At 60.3% G+C, this 19,143-nt stretch carries 17 protein-coding genes, 1 tRNA gene and 2 pseudogenes (1 of these 20 running past the window's edge); 8 read left to right on the top strand and 12 right to left on the bottom strand.

The genetic code is table 11. The annotated features are described in order from the left end of the window. The 5 genes and pseudogenes from ACSQ3F_RS08540 to ACSQ3F_RS08520 all read right to left on the bottom strand — a co-directional run. Nucleotides 1–105 carry the 5' portion of a saccharopine dehydrogenase family protein gene (locus ACSQ3F_RS08540; protein ID WP_436099827.1) on the bottom strand. Its footprint begins 1,098 nt before the window's first position, so 105 of the gene's 1,203 nt are visible here — the first part of the coding sequence; its start codon is at nucleotides 103–105; its stop codon lies beyond the left edge, outside the window. 42 nt (nucleotides 106–147) lie between these two features. Then, entirely contained in the window at nucleotides 148–1,653 is a 1,506-nt protein-coding gene (locus tag ACSQ3F_RS08535) for an aldehyde dehydrogenase family protein (protein WP_436099826.1), read from the bottom strand. Between the two features lie 149 nt (nucleotides 1,654–1,802). Further along, a complete protein-coding gene (locus ACSQ3F_RS08530; RefSeq protein ID WP_436099825.1) occupies nucleotides 1,803–2,150 on the bottom strand; it encodes a cupin domain-containing protein in 348 nt (115 codons plus the stop codon). Between the two features lie 22 nt (nucleotides 2,151–2,172). Next, nucleotides 2,173–2,535 (bottom strand): cupin domain-containing protein, encoded by a 363-nt coding sequence (locus ACSQ3F_RS08525; protein ID WP_436099824.1) that lies wholly within the window; start codon nucleotides 2,533–2,535, stop codon nucleotides 2,173–2,175. 182 nt (nucleotides 2,536–2,717) lie between these two features. Continuing rightward, nucleotides 2,718–3,722 (bottom strand): annotated as a pseudogene (locus ACSQ3F_RS08520) (glycosyltransferase); the annotation flags it as partial. Between the two features lie 223 nt (nucleotides 3,723–3,945). Here ACSQ3F_RS08520 and ACSQ3F_RS08515 point away from each other — a divergent pair. Both ACSQ3F_RS08515 and ACSQ3F_RS08510 read left to right on the top strand, forming a co-directional pair. Next, a pseudogene (locus ACSQ3F_RS08515) lies at nucleotides 3,946–4,790 on the top strand (IS5 family transposase). Next, entirely contained in the window at nucleotides 4,787–5,500 is a 714-nt protein-coding gene (locus ACSQ3F_RS08510; protein WP_436099823.1) for a DUF2971 domain-containing protein, read from the top strand. Before ACSQ3F_RS08515 ends, ACSQ3F_RS08510 begins: the two are co-directional and overlap by 4 nt. Nucleotides 5,501–5,686: 186 nt before the next feature. Here the strand turns inward: ACSQ3F_RS08510 and ACSQ3F_RS08505 are convergent, their stop codons facing one another. The 5 genes from ACSQ3F_RS08505 to ACSQ3F_RS08485 all read right to left on the bottom strand — a co-directional run bounded on the left by ACSQ3F_RS08505 (nucleotide 5,687) and on the right by ACSQ3F_RS08485 (nucleotide 13,119). Continuing rightward, entirely contained in the window at nucleotides 5,687–6,154 is a 468-nt protein-coding gene (locus ACSQ3F_RS08505; RefSeq protein WP_436102081.1) for a DUF1801 domain-containing protein, read from the bottom strand. A gap of 437 nt (nucleotides 6,155–6,591) precedes the next feature. Further along, entirely contained in the window at nucleotides 6,592–10,365 is a 3,774-nt protein-coding gene (gene metH, locus ACSQ3F_RS08500; protein ID WP_436099822.1) for a methionine synthase, read from the bottom strand. A gap of 164 nt (nucleotides 10,366–10,529) precedes the next feature. Further along, a complete protein-coding gene (locus ACSQ3F_RS08495; RefSeq protein ID WP_436099821.1) occupies nucleotides 10,530–11,687 on the bottom strand; it encodes an AGE family epimerase/isomerase in 1,158 nt (385 codons plus the stop codon). 19 nt (nucleotides 11,688–11,706) lie between these two features. After that, on the bottom strand, nucleotides 11,707–12,201 hold the full coding sequence (locus ACSQ3F_RS08490; protein WP_436099820.1) for a heme-degrading domain-containing protein: 495 nt from the start codon (nucleotides 12,199–12,201) through the stop codon (nucleotides 11,707–11,709). 21 nt (nucleotides 12,202–12,222) lie between these two features. Then, complete coding sequence (locus ACSQ3F_RS08485) at nucleotides 12,223–13,119, bottom strand: ROK family protein (protein WP_436099819.1); 897 nt, start codon at nucleotides 13,117–13,119, stop codon at nucleotides 12,223–12,225. Nucleotides 13,120–13,339: 220 nt separating this feature from the next. On the opposite strand from ACSQ3F_RS08485, the gene ACSQ3F_RS08480 reads away from it, so the two are divergent. From ACSQ3F_RS08480 to ACSQ3F_RS08465, 4 genes are all read left to right on the top strand, one after another. Next, nucleotides 13,340–13,416, top strand: a tRNA-Arg gene (locus ACSQ3F_RS08480). A 221-nt stretch (nucleotides 13,417–13,637) separates the two neighbouring features. Further along, a complete protein-coding gene (locus tag ACSQ3F_RS08475) occupies nucleotides 13,638–13,991 on the top strand; it encodes a type II toxin-antitoxin system RelE/ParE family toxin (protein ID WP_436099818.1) in 354 nt (117 codons plus the stop codon). After that, nucleotides 13,988–14,317, top strand: coding sequence for a helix-turn-helix domain-containing protein (locus ACSQ3F_RS08470; protein WP_436099817.1), 330 nt, complete (start codon nucleotides 13,988–13,990; stop codon nucleotides 14,315–14,317). The genes ACSQ3F_RS08475 and ACSQ3F_RS08470 overlap by 4 nt, the downstream gene beginning before the upstream one ends. Then, entirely contained in the window at nucleotides 14,314–14,505 is a 192-nt protein-coding gene (locus tag ACSQ3F_RS08465; RefSeq protein WP_436099816.1) for a hypothetical protein, read from the top strand. Before ACSQ3F_RS08470 ends, ACSQ3F_RS08465 begins: the two co-directional genes overlap by 4 nt. Nucleotides 14,506–14,563: 58 nt before the next feature. Here ACSQ3F_RS08465 and ACSQ3F_RS08460 read toward each other — a convergent pair whose 3' ends face one another. Next, entirely contained in the window at nucleotides 14,564–15,847 is a 1,284-nt protein-coding gene (locus tag ACSQ3F_RS08460) for a cystathionine gamma-synthase family protein (RefSeq protein WP_436099815.1), read from the bottom strand. 248 nt (nucleotides 15,848–16,095) lie between these two features. On the opposite strand from ACSQ3F_RS08460, the gene ACSQ3F_RS08455 reads away from it, so the two are divergent. Further along, a complete protein-coding gene (locus tag ACSQ3F_RS08455; RefSeq protein ID WP_436099814.1) occupies nucleotides 16,096–16,359 on the top strand; it encodes a hypothetical protein in 264 nt (87 codons plus the stop codon). Nucleotides 16,360–16,409: 50 nt separating this feature from the next. Here the strand turns inward: ACSQ3F_RS08455 and ACSQ3F_RS08450 are convergent, their stop codons facing one another. Continuing rightward, on the bottom strand, nucleotides 16,410–18,155 hold the full coding sequence (locus tag ACSQ3F_RS08450) for a cation:proton antiporter domain-containing protein (RefSeq protein WP_436099813.1): 1,746 nt from the start codon (nucleotides 18,153–18,155) through the stop codon (nucleotides 16,410–16,412). Nucleotides 18,156–18,536: 381 nt separating this feature from the next. Here ACSQ3F_RS08450 and ACSQ3F_RS08445 point away from each other — a divergent pair, with 381 nt between their 5' ends. Next, a complete protein-coding gene (locus tag ACSQ3F_RS08445; RefSeq protein ID WP_436099812.1) occupies nucleotides 18,537–19,124 on the top strand; it encodes an ANTAR domain-containing response regulator in 588 nt (195 codons plus the stop codon). Nucleotides 19,125–19,143 lie beyond the last annotated feature (19 nt).

Genomic DNA, 19,143 nt, shown 5'->3' with positions numbered 1-19,143 from the left:
GCAGATGCGGATCGAGGAAATGTCGACAATGGTCCGGTCGGAGACAAGATCACGGACGATACCGGCGCCCATCAGGCCGGCGCCACCGAGAATGGAGATTTTCATGAGCGTCTTCTTTCTGCGAAAGCAACTGGAACCCGGCGAATGTCAAACGTGCTTGCGCCCGCCCTCTGCGTAGAACCAGCTGTCCGGATAGGGGTACCACCAGTCTTGGATGACCGGCTTGTGATCGATGATCACCATTTTCGAGCGGCGGAAGGCGTCCAGGCCTTGCCGGCCGAGTTCGCGGCCCATGCCGGATGCCTTCCAGCCGCCGAACGGCAGCGCATCATTGTCGATCAGCGGATTGTTGACCCAGACCATGCCGGATTCCAGGCGCTCCGCCGCCACCATCGCCTCCTCGAGACTGGTGGTGAAGACCGAGGCGCCGAGACCGAAGGGGCTGTCATTGGCTCGTTCGATCGCTTCGTCGAAATCAGCGACACGGGCGACGGCGGCAACGGGCCCGAAACATTCTTCCTGCATGATCGCCATCTCGGGCGTGCAGCCGGTCAGGATCGTCGGCTCGTAGAACCAGCCGACCGGCTCGCTATCCGGGATTTTTCCGCCGAGAATAACGGTCGCGCCCTTCGATTTGGCGTCCTCGACGAGGCGGATCACCTTGGCGCGCGCCGCCTCGCTGACCAGCGGTCCGATCTCGGTTTTGGTCAGGCCGTTGCCGATCCGCAGGCGGCGGGCCTCGGTGGCAAACTTCTCGATGAAGGCGTCATGGACGCCATCGACCACGAAGAAACGTTCGGCCGAGGTGCAGACCTGCCCCGACATATGGAAGGCGGCCGTGACCGCGCCGGCGGCGGCGACATCGAGCGGCGCGTGCGCCGTGATGATCATCGGATCGCTGCCGCCGGCTTCGATCACGGCCGGTTTCATCCGGCTGGCGGCGGCGGCGGCAACGGCTTTTCCGGCGGCAACCGAGCCGGTGAAGGCGACCGCATGGGTCATCGGCGAGGCGATCAGGTATTGCGCGACTTCGGCCCCGCCGGGCATGCAGGCGATCAGGCCGTCCGGCAGCGCTTCAAAGACAGCCATGAACTCCAGCGTCGACAGCGTCGTCGCAAGCGCCGGCTTGATGATGCAGGCATTACCGGCGGCAAGCGATGCCGCGACCGTCCAGCACATCAGGAGGATCGGGAAATTGAACGGCATGATGTGGACGCTGGTGCCCAATGCCTCGTAGCGCGCATACTGGAACGAGCCGGTCTGCGTCGTGCCGGCCACCTTGCCGGCCTCGTCGCGGGCCATTTCGGCGAAATAGCGGAAAGCGCCGGCGCAATTGGCGACCTCGCCGATCGCTTCCGGATAGGGCTTGCCCATCTCGCGCGACATGAGCTCGGCGCAAACCCGCATATCGGTCGCCTCGATCCGGTTGGCGATGCGATGCAGAATCGTGGCGCGGCTCTTGGCGTCGCGCTTCTTCCACTCGGATTGCGCGGCTTTGGCCGCCTTCAGCACGGAATCCAGCTCTGCGACGGTCGATGCGGCAAACACGCCCTCCGCGCCGAGCGTCGCCGGATTGATGACCGTATGTCGTTCACCCGTGGCTTGAACGTAAGCCGGATGCCTGTAGAAAACGGGTTCGGCTGGATCGAACATGGCAGATTTCCTATCAACGTCATTTTCTGCGGCGAGGCCCCCTCACCCTGCCCTCTCCCCCGGTGGGGAGAGGAGATACGCGGCGACCTCTTCTCCCCAGCGGGGAGAAGGTGCCCGATAGGGCGGATGAGGGGGTCTTAGCCCCAAGTTCACCGGATCATGTAGACCTTCTTGATCGTCTCATGCACGGTACAGACACCCTTCCAGTCCTGCGGGAAGAAGGCTGCCGTGTCGGCCAAGATCTCGATCACTTCGCCGCTCTCGTGCACATAGGTGCAGCGCCCCTCGAGGAAATGGCAGAACTCGTCGCGCGTCACGTGGCAGTTCCATTTGCCGGGCGTGCAGATCCAGAGCCCGCATTCGGACTGGCCGTCCAGGCCCTTGTGGATCAGCTTGCCGGTCGTGCGGCTTTCGCCTTCGATCATGGTCGGGATGATACCCCAGTCCTTGAGGTCGGTTTCCTCGAGCGGCTTGCGCATCAGCGGTGTGGCGGTCATGGCATGTTTCCTTCCGATTTTGTCAGACCAGCATGTAGATGTTGCGCATGGTCTCGACGACGTGGCACTCGCCGGTCCAGCCGCCGGGGAACATGACGACCGTGCCCGCCTCAACCGCGATCACTTCGCCCTTGTCCGAGCGATAGACCGCCCGGCCGGCGACGAAATGGCAGAATTCGTCGCGCGGGATCGACAATCGCCAGCGGCCGGGCGTGCAGACCCAGATGCCGGATTCCGGCTGGTTGTTGGGACCCTTGTGCACGAGCCGACCGGTCGATTTCGACTGACCCTCGACACTGTCGGGCTGGACACCCCAATCGACCAGATCATCGTATGTCGTGGCGTTGTGGATGTGCGGGGCGGAAGAGGGTTTGGGCTTAGCCATGAAGATACCCCCCTCTGTCGGCTACGCCGACATCTCCCCCACAAGGGGGGAGATTGACGGCAACTATTGCGCCTCCCTTACATTGAAGCCGGCGAGGGAAATGGGCGATCTCCCCCCTTGTGGGGGAGATGTCACGCAGTGACAGAGGGGGGTATCCACCTGCCGTACGGATTTGCGCTGCCTCAACCATCGAACTTCCCCGCATTGGCCAGTTGGTCCAGGATGCAGGCCGCCTTCTTCGGCCCGTCCTGCGATTGCATATGGGCGCTGGTCGCCACCAGTTTCGCCTTCATCTCCGGGTCGTTGATACAGGCATCGAGCTTGGCCGCGAGTTCCTCGTCGGTCCAATCATAGCGCGGCATCTTGAAGCCGTGGCCGGTCTCGTCGACGCGGGTTGCATTGTCGTGGCCGTCCCAGACATAGGGCATGATGATTGCCGGCTTGCCGAAATAGAGGCACTCGGTGAAGGAGTTGTTGCCGCCGTGATGGATCGCAGCGTCGATCTGCGGGATGACCGACGGCTGCGGAAACCAGCTTTCGACGATGACGTTGCCGGGCAGGGTGTCGTACTGATCCTTGTAGTCGCCGACATTGACGAGTGCCCGGTAGGGCAATTCGCCGATGGTGGTGATCAGGCGTTTGAGAAGATCCGTGTCGCCGGCGCCGAGGCTGCCGAAGGAAATGTACAGCAGCGGTCTGTCGTTATTTTCGGCAAAAACCGGCACCTCATAGGGCTTTTCCTTGCGCACGCACCCTTCCAGATACTGGAACCGTTTCGGATCGAGCGGATGGGCGCGGTCGAACTTTACCGATTCCGGATAGAGCAGGAGGTTCATGAAAGGCGAGGCCTCGAAGAACTGGCCGATCGGATAGGCCTCCTCACCGGTCGAGGCGAGGAAGGCGTTAAAGTCGTCGTGGATCGGCTTGATCACGGCGTCGAACTTCTCGCGATAGGCGACGTGGCCGTCCAGGTCGTCCTGGCGGCAGCCGGACAAATGCGGCGGGATTTTTTCATCCTCGATCTCGTTTTCCGAGCAGGAGATAATGCGGACCCAGGGTTTGCCGAACTGCTTGATCGCCGGGAAGAGGATGACGTTGTCGACGCAGATAAGGTCCGGCTTGATTTTTGTGAGCACGCCCGGAAGATCCTTCTCAGCCCACTTCGCGCTGTCGACGATCGCCTCCCAAAACTGCACGAAAGATCGTGGCGCATGGCCTGCTTTTGCAGGCGCCGGACAACTACAATGATCCTTTCGATTGTTTGGCTGGAGCAAATGTGTGGTCCGCGGAACATCGATTCATGCCTGATCCAAGCGACGTTGAATATGCTCTCTCAGTGTCGGTCCATAAAGAAGTTGAATGATATGAATCGTTTGTGATTCCATGCAGTTGAATTGATTCGATGAGGGCATGGACGCGATGTGGACGAAGGCTAACCGAGGGAAATACAATCGAGATTGTCTGCGCTATCCGAGCGATTTGACGGATGCGGAATGGGCGCTGGCTGAACCCTTGATTCCGCCTGCCAAGCACGGCGGTCGCAGGCGTGAGGTCGATGTCCGGGAGGTTCTCAACGGCCTGCTTTATGTTCTCAGCACGGGTTGCCAATGGCGGGCAGTGCCGAAGGACCTGCCGCCGAAGAGCACGCTGTTCAGCTATTTCGACCTGTGGAACTGGGACGGCACGCTCGGCCGCATTCATGAGGAACTCTACGTGAAATGCCGTGAGGCGATGGGCCGCGAGGCCAGTCCGACGGCGGCAATCATGGACAGCCAGAGCGTCAAAGGCGCTGAAAAAGGGGGCGCTGCATTGACCCGGGCGGGTATGATGCGGGGAAAAAGATCAAAGGCAAGAAACGCCATATCCTTGTCGATACGGTAGGCCTTCTGCTGCATGCGCTGGTTCATCCGGCCGACATCCAGGACCGCGACGGTGGCGTGCTGGTTCTGAAGACGCTGTTCGGGCGCTATCCGTTCTTGAAGAAACTGTTCGCCGATGGTGGCTATCAGGGGCCTGTCTTCGCCAAGGGACAAAAGAAGGCAATGCCAGGACTTGCGACCGCGATCGTCAAGCGCTCCGACACCGCCAAGGGTTTTGAGGTTCTGCCGAGGCGCTGGGTGGTCGAACGGACGTTCGCATGGCTGGGTCGATGCCGCAGGCTGGCCAAGGATTTCGAAAATCTGTCGCGCAACGCGCTCGCCTTCCTCAAGCTGGCGTCTATCCGCCTCATGCTGCGAAGGCTCTGTTCAAAATGAATAACTTTCCGGACCGACTCTCAGAAGTGAAAGCATTTCCGGCGAAGTACCAACTGCCGAATTACGACATTCTCCCGGATATGCGCGCATCATATTATTTTGCTACCACCTGCTTTTCTGAGCGTCATGACGAACACCTGATGTGGTCGCACTATGGTGAGAATCACAAGGGTTTCTGCTTGGCTTTCGATCTTGATCCGCTTTTTGATGATGTGCATCCGTGCGTCTATGCCCATTCAATGCCGGCCTCTCTTGCTTGGCGGTCCGGAAATCCCGCTTTGGCCCTTATTAAGGGCGCTGCTTGGGCATACGAAAAGGAGTGGAGAGTAATCAGAAAGACGATCCGACCCAAGATGCGCGTCTTAGGATCCATAACCCATCAAATCTACAACTCCGTGCACGCTAATCCCGAATTTACGGTGGTTGAGTATGAGGAATGGAGCCGTATTAGTGATGGACTAATGAAACGCCTTGAAGGCGAATACAATAGAGAGCGCGTTATAAATATAAGACCGTCTCGTATTTTTCTTGGTCTGAATATCTATCGTCAGTACACAAATGTTCTCACAGGAGAAGGCTGCGATGAGATTCTCGGCGTTTCTGAGCGTGAGCGAATTCCGGTGAGTAGGATGTGCGTGCAAAGCAATAGCTTTGATTTGATCGCAGTCGATGTAGTCGACCGGTACGGCTGGACGCAGCCGTGGCAATGAGAAGCTGCAACTACCGTGCAGCCTTCCCAAGCCCCGCGTTGCGGCTTGCGAGGCTGCCGGGATCGCCACCTTGCTGGCGTTAACAGGCAGGCGCTCGTCACCATGTCGAAGTCGATCACTTACATGATGCCGTCGCCGAATTCTTAGCGCCCGCTCACGCCACGCACGCACCTCGCGACTTTCCGCTCACATTCGTTCGCCGGGCAATTGGCTGGCTTGCGTCACCCAAGCGGCGAGCTGAGCCTCGTCAAGCTCGTCGTCCTCACGGATGTCAAGGTAGCGCACTTCCTTCTGCTTGGACTCGCCGGGGGGAACAGGACGCAGCGACGCGCCGCGGAAGAAAGCCACTTTGACGTACTTCGTGAAGACATGGATGCCGAGGAACCAGCCCTGGCCCTCTATCCCGTATAGCGGCGAGTTCCATTTGACCGCCTTGTGCACGCCGGGGACGGTGCGCATAACGAGCGCGTCGAGACGGCGCCCGACATCGCTTTTCCAGCTCGGCATGGCCGCGATATAGGCCTGCACGGGGGCGTCGCCGTCGGCCTTCGCGATCTGAGGATTGCCGCCTGCAAGGAGGGTCGGCTTCGCGGCCACCGCTGGGCCCTTGCTCTTGCTTGCGGTGGCTTTGGGCACCGCATGGTGCGCCGGCAGTTCCTTCGCCGCGGCCTTCGTGGGCTTGCGGGCTGATGGCTTGGCGACTGACCTCTCGGGCTTGGTCGCCTCCGCAGCAACGCGCTTGGCGGCGGTCTTTTTTGTGACCTTCGCCGACTTATTGGACGTTTTGTTGGCCATTGCGTTCACTCCGCTGATAGACGGATAATAATCAAGGATACTTGATTTTTAGTGATGTCGACCTGCTCGGCATGCCATTCGGTTGGTGTGCATCTCTGGATATTCTGCGCCGAGTGTCAAGGACTACTAGCTACAACCAGCGCACGTGCCCGAGATGATAGCGTCTCACCGCTACGGCAACGACAGTGCCGACAACGTCCGCTTTGGGATCGAACGCTAAACGACCGGAGTTGATAGGAGTGTCGGCTCCTGTCCGCGAAGCCGCCACCCACAACAATCGACTACCGCTAAACCACCTACTCCGCCGCTTCCGCCCTCGCCGCCGGGACGTAGTTGAGGATCGGTCCCAGCCAGCGTTCGACCTCGCCGATCGACATGGCCTTGCGCGCGGCATAGTCCTCGACCTGATCGCGCTCGACCTTGGCGACGCCGAAGTAATAGGCTTCCGGGTGGCCAATATAGAGGCCGGAGACGGACGAGCCGGGCCACATGGCAAAGCTTTCCGTCAGCGTGACGCCGATTTCCTCCTCGGCCTTCAGGAGACGAAACAGCGTCGCCTTCTCGGTATGATCCGGCTGCGCCGGGTAGCCGGGCGCCGGGCGGATGCCGGCATAGGGCTCGCCGATCAGTTCGGCGGGCGTGAAGGTCTCGTCCGGCGCATAGCCCCAGAACTCCTGGCGGACATATTCGTGCATGCGCTCGGCAAAGGCTTCGGCGAAGCGGTCGGCCAGGGCTTTCACCATGATCGAGGAGTAATCGTCATTGGCCCGCTCGAAGCGTTCGGCAATCGCCACTTCCTCGATCCCGGCGGTGACGACGAAGCCGCCGATATAATCGTGCTTGCCGCTTTCGACCGGGGCGACGAAATCCGACAGGGCCACATTCGGCCGGCCGTCGCGCTTCGCCATCTGCTGGCGCAGCGTGAAAAAGGTGGCGAGACCGGCGCTTCGCGTTTCATCCGTGAACAGGCGGATGTCATCACCGACCACGCCGGCCGGCCAAAAGCCGACGACGGCCTTCGGCGCGAACCATTTCTCGGCGATGACCTTGGCGAGCATCGCTTGCGCATCGGCAAACAGCTGGCGGGCGGCTTCGCCCTGGCGCTCGTCGTCGAGAATCTTCGGGTAGACGCCCTTCAGCTCCCAGGTCTGGAAGAACGGCGTCCAATCGATATAACGCGCCAGTTCCTCAAGGTCCCAATCCTGGAAGACCCGGGTGCCGAGGAAGGAGGGCGTCTTCGGCGAATAAGCGTCCCAATCGACGGCCTGCGCATTGGTCCTTGCCTTGGCGAGCGGCAGGCGCTGCTTTTCCAGCTCATTGCGAGCATGTGCATCAGCCACCTTCTTGTACTCGGCACGCACCGTCTCGACGTAGCCGTCCTTCGCTTCGGATGAAAGCAAGCTCGAGACGATACCGACGGCGCGGCTGGCGTCGGTGACGTAGATCGCCTGGCCCTGATGATAGCGCGGATGGATTTTCACGGCCGTATGGACGCGGCTGGTCGTCGCACCGCCGATCAAAAGCGGGATATCGAAGCCTTCGCGCTCCATCTCCGCTGCCACATGCGCCATCTCGTCGAGCGACGGCGTGATCAGGCCGGAAAGGCCGATGATGTCGACGTTGCGTTCGCGGGCGATTTCCAGGATTTTCGCAGCGTGAACCATGACGCCGAGATCGATGATCTCGTAATTGTTGCAGGCAAGCACGACGCCGACGATGTTCTTGCCGATGTCGTGCACGTCGCCCTTCACCGTTGCCATCAGCACCTTGCCGGCGCTCTGGCGCTCGCCCTCACCGCCACCCGCCAGCCGCTCGGCCTCCATATAGGGCAGGAGAACCGCGACGGCCTGCTTCATGACGCGGGCCGACTTCACCACCTGCGGCAGGAACATCTTGCCGGAGCCGAAGAGGTCGCCGACGACATTCATGCCGGCCATCAGCGGCCCTTCGATGACATGCAGCGGCCGCTCGGCATTTGCCCGCGCTTCTTCCGTATCGGCGTCGATGAATTCGGTGATGCCGTTGACCAGTGCATGTTCCAGCCGCTTTTCGACGGACCATTCGCGCCATTTCAGGTCCCGTTCCTTGGCCTCCCTGCCGGCGGCACCCTTAAAGCGTTCGGCAAGCTCCAGCAGCCGCTCGGTCGAATCGGCGCGGCGGTTGAGGACGACATCCTCGCAGGCTTCCTTCAGCTCCGGCTCGATCTGGTCGTAGACGGCAAGCTGGCCGGCATTGACAATGCCCATGTCCATGCCCGCCTGGATGGCGTGATAGAGGAACACGGCATGCATCGCCTCGCGCACCGGCTCATTGCCGCGGAAGGAGAAGGAGAGGTTCGAGACGCCGCCGGAAATATGGACATGCGGCAAGGTCTCGATGATCTCGCGGGTGGCCTCGATGAAATCGGCGCCGTAATTGTTGTGTTCCTCGATGCCGGTCGCGACCGCAAAGATGTTCGGATCGAAGATGATGTCTTCCGGCGCAAAACCCGCCTGTTCCGTCAAGAGCCTGTAGGCGCGGCTGCAGATCTCGACCTTGCGCGCCTTCGTATCGGCCTGTCCCTTTTCGTCGAAGGCCATGACGACGACGGCAGCACCATAGGCGCGGCAGAGTCTTGCGTGATGCAGAAAGGCTTCCTCGCCCTCCTTCATCGAAATGGAATTGACCAGCGGCTTGCCCTGCACGCATTTCAGCCCGGCCTCGATGATCTCCCATTTCGAACTGTCGATCATCACAGGCACACGGGCGATGTCCGGCTCGGCGGCAATCAGGTTCAAGAACTCGACCATCGCCTGCTTCGAATCGATCAGGCCTTCGTCCATGTTGATGTCGATGATCTGGGCGCCATTCGCGACCTGATCGCGTGCGACATCGAGCGCCGCAGCAAAGTCGCCGGCGGTGATGAGCTTGCGGAACTTGGCCGAGCCCGTGACGTTGGTGCGCTCGCCGACATTGACGAAGGCAATGTCCTTGCTCAGCGTGAACGGCTCCAGCCCGGACAGCTTCATCAGCCGCGGCACCTCGGGAATGGCGCGCGGCGGATGTTTCGCCACGGCCTCAGCAATCGCCCGAATGTGGGCCGGCGTCGAGCCGCAGCAGCCGCCGACGATGTTCACCAGGCCTTCGCGGGCAAAACCCTCGATCTGGGCCGCCATCTCGTCCGGGCTTTCGTCGTAGCGGCCGAATTCGTTCGGCAGGCCGGCATTCGGATAGGCGCAGACGAAGGTATCGGCGACGTCGGAAATCTCCGTCAGGTGCTCGCGCATGGCATTGGCGCCGAGCGCGCAATTGAGGCCGATGGTGAAGGGATCGGCATGGCGCACCGAATGCCAGAAGGCCGTCGGTGTCTGGCCGGACAACGTGCGACCGGAAAGATCGGTGATCGTGCCGGAGATCATCACCGGCAGGCGAACGCCTTTTTCCGCGAAGATCTCCTCGGTCGCAAAGATTGCCGCCTTGGCGTTCAGCGTGTCGAAGATGGTTTCAATCAGGATGATATCGGCGCCGCCATCAATCAGGCCGCGCAACTGCTCGCCATAGGCGATGCGCAGGTCATCGAAGGTTACGGCGCGAAAACCGGGATTGTTGACATCGGGCGAAATCGAGGCGGTGCGGTTGGTCGGGCCGAGCGCACCTGCAACGAAGCGGCGCTTGCCATCGACCTGCTGCGCCCTGAGCCCCGCGCGCCGTGCCAGCCGGGCACCGTCGCGGTTCAGCTCATAGACCATCGCTTCCATGCCGTAATCGGCCTGAGCGATGGAGGTCGAGGAGAAGGTGTTGGTTTCGAGGATATCGGCGCCGGCGATGGCGTAGTTGTAATGGATTTCCTCGATGGCGCCGGGCTGGGTCAGCGTCAGGAGGTCGTTGTTGCCCTGGAGATGACAGTCGCAGCCGGCGAAGCGGTCGCCGCGGAAATGCTCTTCGCCGAGACCAAGCTGCTGGATCTCCGTGCCCATCGCGCCATCCATGATCAGGATGCGTTCACGCGCTAGCGCCTTCAATGCGGCCATGACTTCCGACCCATCGGGACGGGGTGAAACGGCGCCGAAAAGCGCATCGATGGCGGACATGGGAAATCTCCCGTTCTGAAAACGACAATACAGTAGCACACAGGGATCACATAAAGATATCTTTATGTCAATATATGTATCTCTGCAATCAAACGAACGGGCAAAAAGGAAACCGGCCCGTTTCAGGTGAAACGAGCCGGTTGGACATCGATCAGAGTGGCGCGTCAGAGCCGTTTCAGGCAATCGTCCACTTCATAGATGGCGCAGAGGATATGATAGAAGCTGCTGGCCGGCGCCGGTTCTTCGACGAAGCTGCCATCTGCCTTTTGCTTGTCGCGCCACAGCCCCTTGACCGGCGTATCGAGAAACCGCGTCAGCGCCGTTGCGGCGCGAACGGAGGAGCGGAGATAACGCTCGCGTTCCTCGCCTTGTGTGAGCGCCGCAAAGCGGATCGCCGCCTTCAGCCATTCCGTCTGCGGCCAGAGCCGGGCGATCGGATCGGCGACGGAGAAATCGTCGAGAAGCGTCATGACGGCCACGTCGCGCGGCTGCGCAATGCCATATTGCTCGCCGATCTCGAACAGCCGGCGCGCCTTCACCAGCGCATCGGCATTGCCGCGCCGCTCACCCCAGCGCAAAAGCAGCCAGGCCCATTCGAACTGGTGGCCCGGCTCGACGATGCGGCCCTTGTCGCCCGGCATCGGCGACCAGTCGTGATCGAAGAATTCGCGCAGCGCACCGGTTTCGGTATCGATGAAATGATCCATGCAAAGCGCTGCGATCTCATCGGCGAGATTGGTCCAGGCAACCGTGTCGAAACCATCCACCTCTTCGCTCGCCAGGCACGCCTCGAACAGGTGCATATGCGGGTTGGAGCAGAGCGGCAGGCGCGGCGGATTGTCTTCCTCGAAGCCTGCCAAAGGATGCCTGCAATGGGCCTCGAGCTTTTGCAGCAAGGTATTGCTGCGCTCGATCATCTCCGCCTTCCGCTCCGGAAACACCTTTGCCACATAGGCAAAGGACAAAAGTGCGAAGGCCTGGTTGTAGAAATCGAAAGAGGCGTCGATCAGATGTCCATCCGCGTCCGCCAAAGCACCGTAAAAGCCGTTCGGCTGCAGATAGACGCGATCGAAATAGGCAAGCCCGCCCTCAGCGACGCGCTGCCAGTCTCCCGGCCAGCCCCGGCGCCCAGCTTCCGCGAAGCAATAGACCTGGCGCGGCTGGACGCGCGACCGGCGGTTCGCCCGCGTCGGCTCTCCCGTCATGTCGATCGTCTCGACGAAGCCGCCGCTCGACGTGTCGAAACCCTTGTCGCGCCAGATCGGCAGCGCCGCACTGGTAAGCCAGTCGTTCAATTTCGCGGAAAAGCCGGCAATATCCATTGTCACTGTCCGTCCGTTCTTATGCGCCAAGTTTCAACGCGCCGAGATCCTTGCCGAGCACATTGGCGAGCGCTTCGACAACCATGGCATGATCCTCGCGCTGCGGCAGGCCGGAAACCGTGACCGCGCCGATGCAGCCGGTGCCTTTCACGACGATCGGGAAGCTGCCGCCATGCGGCGAAAATTCGGCATCGGGCAAGCCGAACTTCGCCTGCAGCGTGCTTTCCTGCTTGGCAAGTGTCAGGCCGATCGCGTAGCTGCTTTTCATAAAGCGGAAAACGCAGTTGCGCTTGCGGCGTACCCAGTTCGGATTGTCGGGCGTCGATCCTTCCAGCGCCGCATAGAAAACCGGCATGGAAAACAGCGTGACGTCGATGACGACGCCCAGTTTCCGCTGAGCGGCCATGTCGCGCAGCAGCGAACCGAGTTTCCAGCCGGTTTCCAGATTGAAGCTGTCGAACTGCAGTTCCTTTTCCTGCAGCGCGATGCGTTCGAGATCCTTGTCGAAATTCATATCGCCGTTTCCCCTTGTCTTTCAGTCTTTCCAGAGCCAGGCGGCACCGCGCACGCCGGAGCTATCGCCATGCACCGCCTTGCGAATCGGCGTCTCGAAGCTGTCGCCGAAAATATATTTGACGATCACATCCGGCAATTCGTCATAGATTTCATCGACATTCGACATGCCACCGCCGAGAACAAAGACGTCGGGATCGACGATGTTGGTCAGAAGCGCCAGGCTGCGGGCGAGCCGGTCGACGAAGCGGTCATAGACGGCGGTGGCCACCGGATCGCCGTTGCGCTTGTCGGCGATGATGTCGCGCCCGCGCCGGTCGATGCCCGTCGTGGTCCGGTAGTCGAGCTCGAGGCCGGTGCCGCAGGCATACATGTCGAGGCAGCCATGTTTGCCGCACCAGCATTTGTGGCCCGGATATTCGTCCGGCGTCATCCAGGGCAGCGGGTAGTGGCCGATTTCAGCGGCGATGCCCTGATAGCCTGCATGCACATGTTTTCCGATCGCGAGCCCCCCGCCATGGCCGGTGCCGACGATGACGCCGAAAACCGTGTGCGCATCCTTGCCCGCCCCGTCGACGGCTTCGGAAACCGCAAGGCAATTGGCATCATTGGCAAGCCGCACGTCGCGGCCGAGCGCCGCCTGAAGATCGCGCCCGAGCGGCTGGCCGTTCAAGAGCACGGCGTTGGAATTGCGCACGATGCCGGTGCGCGGATTGGGGCTTCCGGGAATGCCGATGCCGATCGTGCCCTGTTCGCCAGCCATCTGCTCGGCCGTCGCGACAAGTTGCTGCACGGCGCGGATGCAGGCGTCATAGCCGCTGGTCGGCGTGGCGATGCGGTGACGGGCTCGTGTCGTGCCATCGCGATCGAGCGCGATGACTTCCATTTTCGTGCCGCCCCAATCAATTCCAATGAACATGTCGGATCAAACTCTTGTGCGTCTCGTTGCAATGAGCGGCGCCTCATCGGCCGGGTCTCCTCCCGTTCCGCAGCATCTGCTTAACACCGGAAAAGCGTTTCGCGCCAGTCCGCCCGGCTGCGAAGCACATGAGAAAATCCAGTTCCGACAAAGCCGATGCAAAACCGCATCGGAAAACACTTGGCTTCGCGGCCGAGCTTTTGTAAGGGTTCTTCCGGCTGGTCCCATAGCTCAGCAGGATAGAGCGCAGGATTCCTAATCCTGAGGCCACTGGTTCGAATCCAGTTGGGATCACCATTCCTGTTCATCGCCACATAAACTCGGACTCATTGCCACAAAAGTTCGAATTGCAGACGAGGTTATCTCTGGATGCCAGTTGAAGGTCTCCTTCAACTCGGCGGCTGGATGAAATGGATTCAAACTACTATTTTGCCTACTTCGACTTCCATAAGCTGACTGGTGGTTTTCGGCGAGCTTGTTGATGTTATATCTTTAAATATATATTTTTGGGATAATCTATGCCATATAAGGTGCAGTTCCACTCTGATTTTGTCCAAGAATGGAAAGACCTGGATATAGGGCTAAAAGAGCTTGTTGGCGAAGTCCTGGACCATATCGAAGATGACGGCCCATTCTGGGGGCGTCCAGAAGTCGGTACGCTCAGTGGATCAGATTACGCCAACATGAAGGAGATCAGGGTCAAGTTTGCAAAGGAAGTGTGGCGCTTTGCGTTCGCTTTTGACCCAGCTCAGACCGCAGTCATATTGTGTGGTGGCGACAAGCAGGGAAAGAAAGAAGAGCTCTTCTACAAGCAACTGATTTCTAAGGCTGATGCACGATTTGATAGATGGCTAAAGGAGAAAAGGAAATGAGCGCTGAGTGGAAAACACTGCGGTCTGAACTGCCCGCAGACGTCCAGGCCCGTTTGGATGCCAAACGCGAAGAGCGGCGCTTGGGGAAGGCTCTGGCAGAAGTCCGAAAGGCCATGCTTGCTACCCAGCAAGAAGTTGCAGATCGTGCGGCAATGACGCAGAACACTGTTTCAAAAATTGAGAACTCTGACGACGTTTTGATCTCTTCAATAGTGCGATACATGCACTCGATTGGAGGCGGGGTCGAGCTTATCCTGAAAACACCGGACGGGAAGGCACGGCGTGTAGATTTTGATCCCGAGATTTATGTAAAGCAGATCGCGTGACCCTGTTGACCCAAGCCGCGGTCAATAAAAATTTGCGCGACGGCGACATCTGCCGAAGACAGATATCGGGACGCTTCGATCAAAGAAAAAGGCCGGGTGAAAACCCGACCTCTCCGACCCGCCTCGACAACGCCTGCCAGTCCATCCGTGGTCAGCCGCTGGAAACGAATTCCATGAGCGCAATATGATGCACGAATGTAACCGTTTCAAGACATTGCCAAAAATAAGCGCAAACCGGACCGCGCCTTAGGCCGCATCCAGTGCCACGGTGAGATCAGCGATCAGGTCGTCCGGATGTTCGATGCCGATCGACAGGCGGATGGTCGATTCCAGCACGCCGATCCGCTGGCGCACCTCAGCCGGCACGCCGGAATGGGTCATCGTCGCCGGGTGGCTGGCGAGCGATTCGGTGCCGCCAAGGCTGACGGCCAGCTTGAATATCTGCAGCGCGTTGAGAAACCGGAACGAGGCCGGCTGGCCGCCGCGGATGTCGAAGGAGAAGGTCGAGCCGGCGCCGCTGCACTGCGCGGCAAAGGTCTTTCCGACCGGGGAATCGGCATCGTGATAGGGCAGATAATGAATGCCCTCGACCTTTGGATGATCGCGCAGGAAATCAGCAATCTGGCGCGCATTGCCGTTGGCCTTTTCCATGCGGATCGACAGCGTTTCCAATGAGCGGCCAAGCATCCAGCAGGAATGCGGATCGAGCTGCGTGCCGATGGCGCCGCGCAGGGCCTTGATCTGCTTGATCACGACCTTGGAGCCGAGTACGGCACCGGCGATCAGGTCGGAATGGCCGCCGACATATTTGGTCAGCGAATAGAGCGAAAGATCGGCGCCGTGCTCGATCGGCCGCTGGAAAACAGGGCCGAGCAGCGTGTTGTCGCAGGCGACGATCGGCGTATACCCTTGGGTTTCGCCGATCCTGTCGGCTATCCGGCGGATCATCGCGACATCGACGAGGCTATTGGTGGGGTTGGCCGGCGTTTCGATCAATATCACCGAGACGCGGCCCTTTGCCATGGCCGCGTCCGCAGCCTGCTGTACGGACTTCTCGCTGACCCCATCGGCGAACCCGACGGCGCCGATGCCCATGTTGAGGAAGGTCTTCGCCAAGAGCGTTTCCGTTCCGCCATACAGCGGCTGCGAATGCAGGATCGTGTCGCCCGGCCGCACGAAGGCAAGCAGCGTCGTGGCGATCGCCGACATGCCGGAGGAAAACAGCGCGCCGCTTTCGGTGCGCTCATAGACAGCCAGGCGGTCCTCGACGATTTCGCTATTGGGATGATTGAAGCGGGAATAGACCAGGCCCGCCCCGGTGCCCGCCGGCGGCTCCCGGCGGCCGGAGACGAAATCGAAGAAGTCGCGTCCCTCTTCCGCCGATTTGAAAACGAAGGTTGACGTCAGGAAGACCGGCGGCTTGACCGCACCCTCGGACAATTCCGGATCGTAGCCATAGTTCAGCATCTGCGTCTCGGGATGCAGTTTATGATTGCCGATATGGGTCTTGGAGGGATGAGGAGCAGTCATGGCAATCTCCAGGATTTTGAGGTGATTTACGCAGTCTACATCAAGTCTGGCTGCTGCTTCTTGCCAATCTGCATGCGTATTCGTTCAAAAATTGCGTGGAGGCGATCAAATCTGGACAAAATCTGGAATTTCGGGCGCCGCCGGATGCATCGAAGTCTGGCCAGATGCCTAGGCGCTCCCGGCGCGACCCGGAACAAAGAACAGACTTGCCCGTTCGTGGATGATCGTCACCCAGAGGAGCAAGGCTCATGCCTCCGATGAAGCCCATTCCGGCGCCAGCCGCGGCTGGTTCTCCATCCGATGCGACCGAAGCCATCCGGCCTTCCTTCGATGACCTGGTTGAAATGTCCGATGTCAGCGTCGCAGCCGCTGCCGGTACAGATATGCAGGAAGCATTCGTCGCTCTTGCGCGCCGGGCGCAAAGCGTGGAGTGGCGCTATGAAGACGCCGAAGAGGCGATCCGCAAGCTCGCCCGGGAAAAAACTGGGGCTCAAGGCGCCGTGTTCGACTGAGGCCTGAACATTGCGGCGACCTATCGCAGGAGGCCTGCCAGTTCTCTGCTTCAATCCACCGCGTCGGTTTGGGCGTCACGCACGATATTCATCTGCTTGCGCTCGCGCGCCATGTCGCTGACGGCGGCACGCAGTCGCGGATGGCGGGCCATGAAGATGTTGAAGTCGCGCCGGTCGAGTTTCAGGAACTGGCAGAAATCCACCGCGATCACATCGGCGGTGCGCAAGCCGCCGCTGAGCAGCGCCATTTCACCGAAGAAGGCGCCAGCCTCCAGAAGGATGGCCTTGCCCGGCAGGCGGACCTCGACGGCGCCGGCAGCAATGAAATACATCGCATCCCCGCGCTCGCCAGCACGGATCACCTTATCGCCCGGCGAAGCCGACGCCGGCCGGAACAGGAGAAGAAGCTCCTCCAGGGCATGCTCATTAACCTCAGAAAACAGCGGGAAGGTGTTCACCAGCTGCTGCTTCTTCAGTTGCTGCTGGCTTTCCTTCTCTTCGGCTTTTTCCCTGATGATATCGAGATCCCGGGTCAGCGCGGCAAATTTGGATTGACCGTATTGCCCTGCGAGCGCGGGCATGGAACGGGCGAATGCCGTTTTCAATTTCGCCGCCGCGCCGAACACCAGCGGGTTCAACGTGATGGAAAGAATGGCGCCTGCAAGGATGAGGTCGTGGCCTTCCTGCGACAGGAGCCCGAGCGAAACGCCGAGCCCGGCGACAATGAAGGAGAATTCGCCGATCTGCGCCAGGCTCGCCGCCACCGTCAGCGCCATCGGCAGGGGATAGCGCAACAGGAGCACGAAACCGGCGGCGATCAGCGATTTGCCGCAGGTGATCAACGCCAGGATGGCGATCACCGCAAGCGGCTGATGGATCAGGATCATCGGGTTGAACAGCATGCCGACGGAGACGAAGAACAGCACCGAAAAAGCATTCTGCAGCGGCAGCGAATCGGCGGCGGCCCGGTGGCTGAGGTGGGATTCGCTCATGATGACGCCGGCAAAGAACGCCCCGAGCGCGAACGATACGCCAAAAATCGTCGCCGACCCGAAGGCGATGCCGAGCGCGATGGCAAGGACGGTCAGCGTGAACAATTCGCGAGAACCGGTACGGGCGACCAGCGTCAGCAGCCATGGAACGAGCCGGGGTCCGAGCATGACGGCAAGCACCGCAAAGGCGCCGAGCTTGACCAGCGTGACAAGAATGGTGAGCGCAATCGACGTACCGCCCGCCTCCGTCGCATGCGCCGCCGTCGCACCCTGGCTGCCCAAAACCTCAGCGACGATGGGCAGGAGAACGAGCGTCAGGACCATCGCCAGGTCCTCGACGATCAGCCAGCCGATGGCGACGCGGCCATTGGGCGAGTTGACGAGGTTTCGTTCTTCCAGCGCCTTGAGCAGAACCACGGTGCTGGCAACGGATACGCTGAGGCCGAAAACAAGCCCGGCGCCGAGGCTCCAGCCCCACAGGGTACAGAGGCCGATGCCGAGCAGCGTCGCAAGGATGATCTGGCCGATGGCGCCGGGAATGGCGATGCCGCGGACGGCGATGAGATCCGATGCCGAAAAATGCAAGCCGACGCCGAACATCAACAGGATGACGCCGATTTCCGCCAGTTGCGCGGCCAGCGCGCTATCCGCGTTGAAGCCCGGCGTGAACGGGCCGATCAGAATTCCGGCCACGAGATAACCGACCAGAGGCGGCAGACGAAGCCGGTCCGCGACGTAACCGAAACCAGCGGCCAGCACGAAGCTGATCGCAACCGTCGCCACCAAAGCCATGTCCTGATGCACACTCTACTCCCGACTGCCCAAGCTGTTGCGCCAACACAATGTTTTTTCACATCGTAAGCCGTCCCTGGCGCTTTGATAAAGTGGCATATTAGGGAAATGACGGTTTTATCGCCATGAACCGGCTTCTTGCCCTCTATTCCATTCGGGAGGCGCGCTCATCCTGTCCGATGTGGGCATAAATGTCTTCCGCGCTTTCCGGCATGTCGCTCCCCTCGCCGCATCGTGATACTATGCGAGATAGGCAAGTCTGACCGGCGTAAATGGATGCGCAGCAAGAATCACCGGTCACATTCTGAGCATGACGCCTAATTTTTAGGCGATCAACCCAGAGCAATTATTTTAGGCATTGCCAAGATTGCTGCGCTGCGTCATCTATGCGCCATGGCTTATCTGGACCTCACAATTCTTGTCATCGATGAGAACGCGATCCGCGCTTCCATCATCGAGGAGGGATTGCGCGAGGCCGGGCATTCGAATGTCACCGTGGTCCATGAGGTCAACGGCATCGCCCGCATCATCGAGACACTGCAGCCGGACGTGATCGTCATCGATCTTGAAAACCCCAATCGCGACATGATGGAGCATCTGTTCCAGCTGACCCGCACGGTCGGCCGGCCGATTGCCATGTTCGTTGATCGCTCCGACACGGCCTCGATCGAGGCAGCCGTGGAAGCCGGCGTGTCCGCCTACATCGTCGACGGCCTGAAAAAGGAGCGCGTCAAGCCTATCCTCGATATGGCGGTCAGCCGCTTCAACGCCTTCAGCCGGCTGCAGCGGGAGCTTGCCGACGCGAAATCCGCACTGGAGGAACGCAAGGTCATCGAGCGGGCGAAGGGCATTCTGATGAAGATGCGCGGCCTTTCCGAAGAGCAGGCCTTCGCGCTGCTGCGCCAAACGGCGATGAACGAGAAGAAGAAGATAGCTGAGATCGCCCAGAGCGTCGTCACCGCCGCAGGATTGCTGATGTGATGACAGCGCATCGGCCACA

The organism is Pararhizobium sp. LjRoot238 (assembly GCF_964252955.1).
Classification (GTDB): domain Bacteria; phylum Pseudomonadota; class Alphaproteobacteria; order Rhizobiales; family Rhizobiaceae; genus Pararhizobium.
This window is presented reverse-complemented; position numbering and strand designations above follow the sequence as displayed.

Excerpts from the sequence above, each read along its gene's own strand:
- ACSQ3F_RS08495 (WP_436099821.1), bottom strand. The coding sequence starts at position 11,687 with ATGGATATTGCCGGCTTTTCCGCGAAATTGAACGACTGGCTTACCAGT.
- ACSQ3F_RS08530 (WP_436099825.1), bottom strand. The coding sequence starts at position 2,150 with ATGACCGCCACACCGCTGATGCGCAAGCCGCTCGAGGAAACCGACCTC.
- ACSQ3F_RS08485 (WP_436099819.1), bottom strand. The coding sequence starts at position 13,119 with ATGTTCATTGGAATTGATTGGGGCGGCACGAAAATGGAAGTCATCGCG.
- metH (WP_436099822.1), bottom strand. The coding sequence starts at position 10,365 with ATGTCCGCCATCGATGCGCTTTTCGGCGCCGTTTCACCCCGTCCCGAT.
- ACSQ3F_RS08490 (WP_436099820.1), bottom strand. The coding sequence starts at position 12,201 with ATGAATTTCGACAAGGATCTCGAACGCATCGCGCTGCAGGAAAAGGAA.
- ACSQ3F_RS08455 (WP_436099814.1), top strand. The coding sequence starts at position 16,096 with ATGCCTCCGATGAAGCCCATTCCGGCGCCAGCCGCGGCTGGTTCTCCA.
- ACSQ3F_RS08525 (WP_436099824.1), bottom strand. The coding sequence starts at position 2,535 with ATGGCTAAGCCCAAACCCTCTTCCGCCCCGCACATCCACAACGCCACG.
- ACSQ3F_RS08535 (WP_436099826.1), bottom strand. The coding sequence starts at position 1,653 with ATGTTCGATCCAGCCGAACCCGTTTTCTACAGGCATCCGGCTTACGTT.
- ACSQ3F_RS08470 (WP_436099817.1), top strand. The coding sequence starts at position 13,988 with ATGAGCGCTGAGTGGAAAACACTGCGGTCTGAACTGCCCGCAGACGTC.
- ACSQ3F_RS08460 (WP_436099815.1), bottom strand. The coding sequence starts at position 15,847 with ATGACTGCTCCTCATCCCTCCAAGACCCATATCGGCAATCATAAACTG.
- ACSQ3F_RS08445 (WP_436099812.1), top strand. The coding sequence starts at position 18,537 with ATGGCTTATCTGGACCTCACAATTCTTGTCATCGATGAGAACGCGATC.
- ACSQ3F_RS08475 (WP_436099818.1), top strand. The coding sequence starts at position 13,638 with ATGCCATATAAGGTGCAGTTCCACTCTGATTTTGTCCAAGAATGGAAA.
- ACSQ3F_RS08510 (WP_436099823.1), top strand. The coding sequence starts at position 4,787 with ATGAATAACTTTCCGGACCGACTCTCAGAAGTGAAAGCATTTCCGGCG.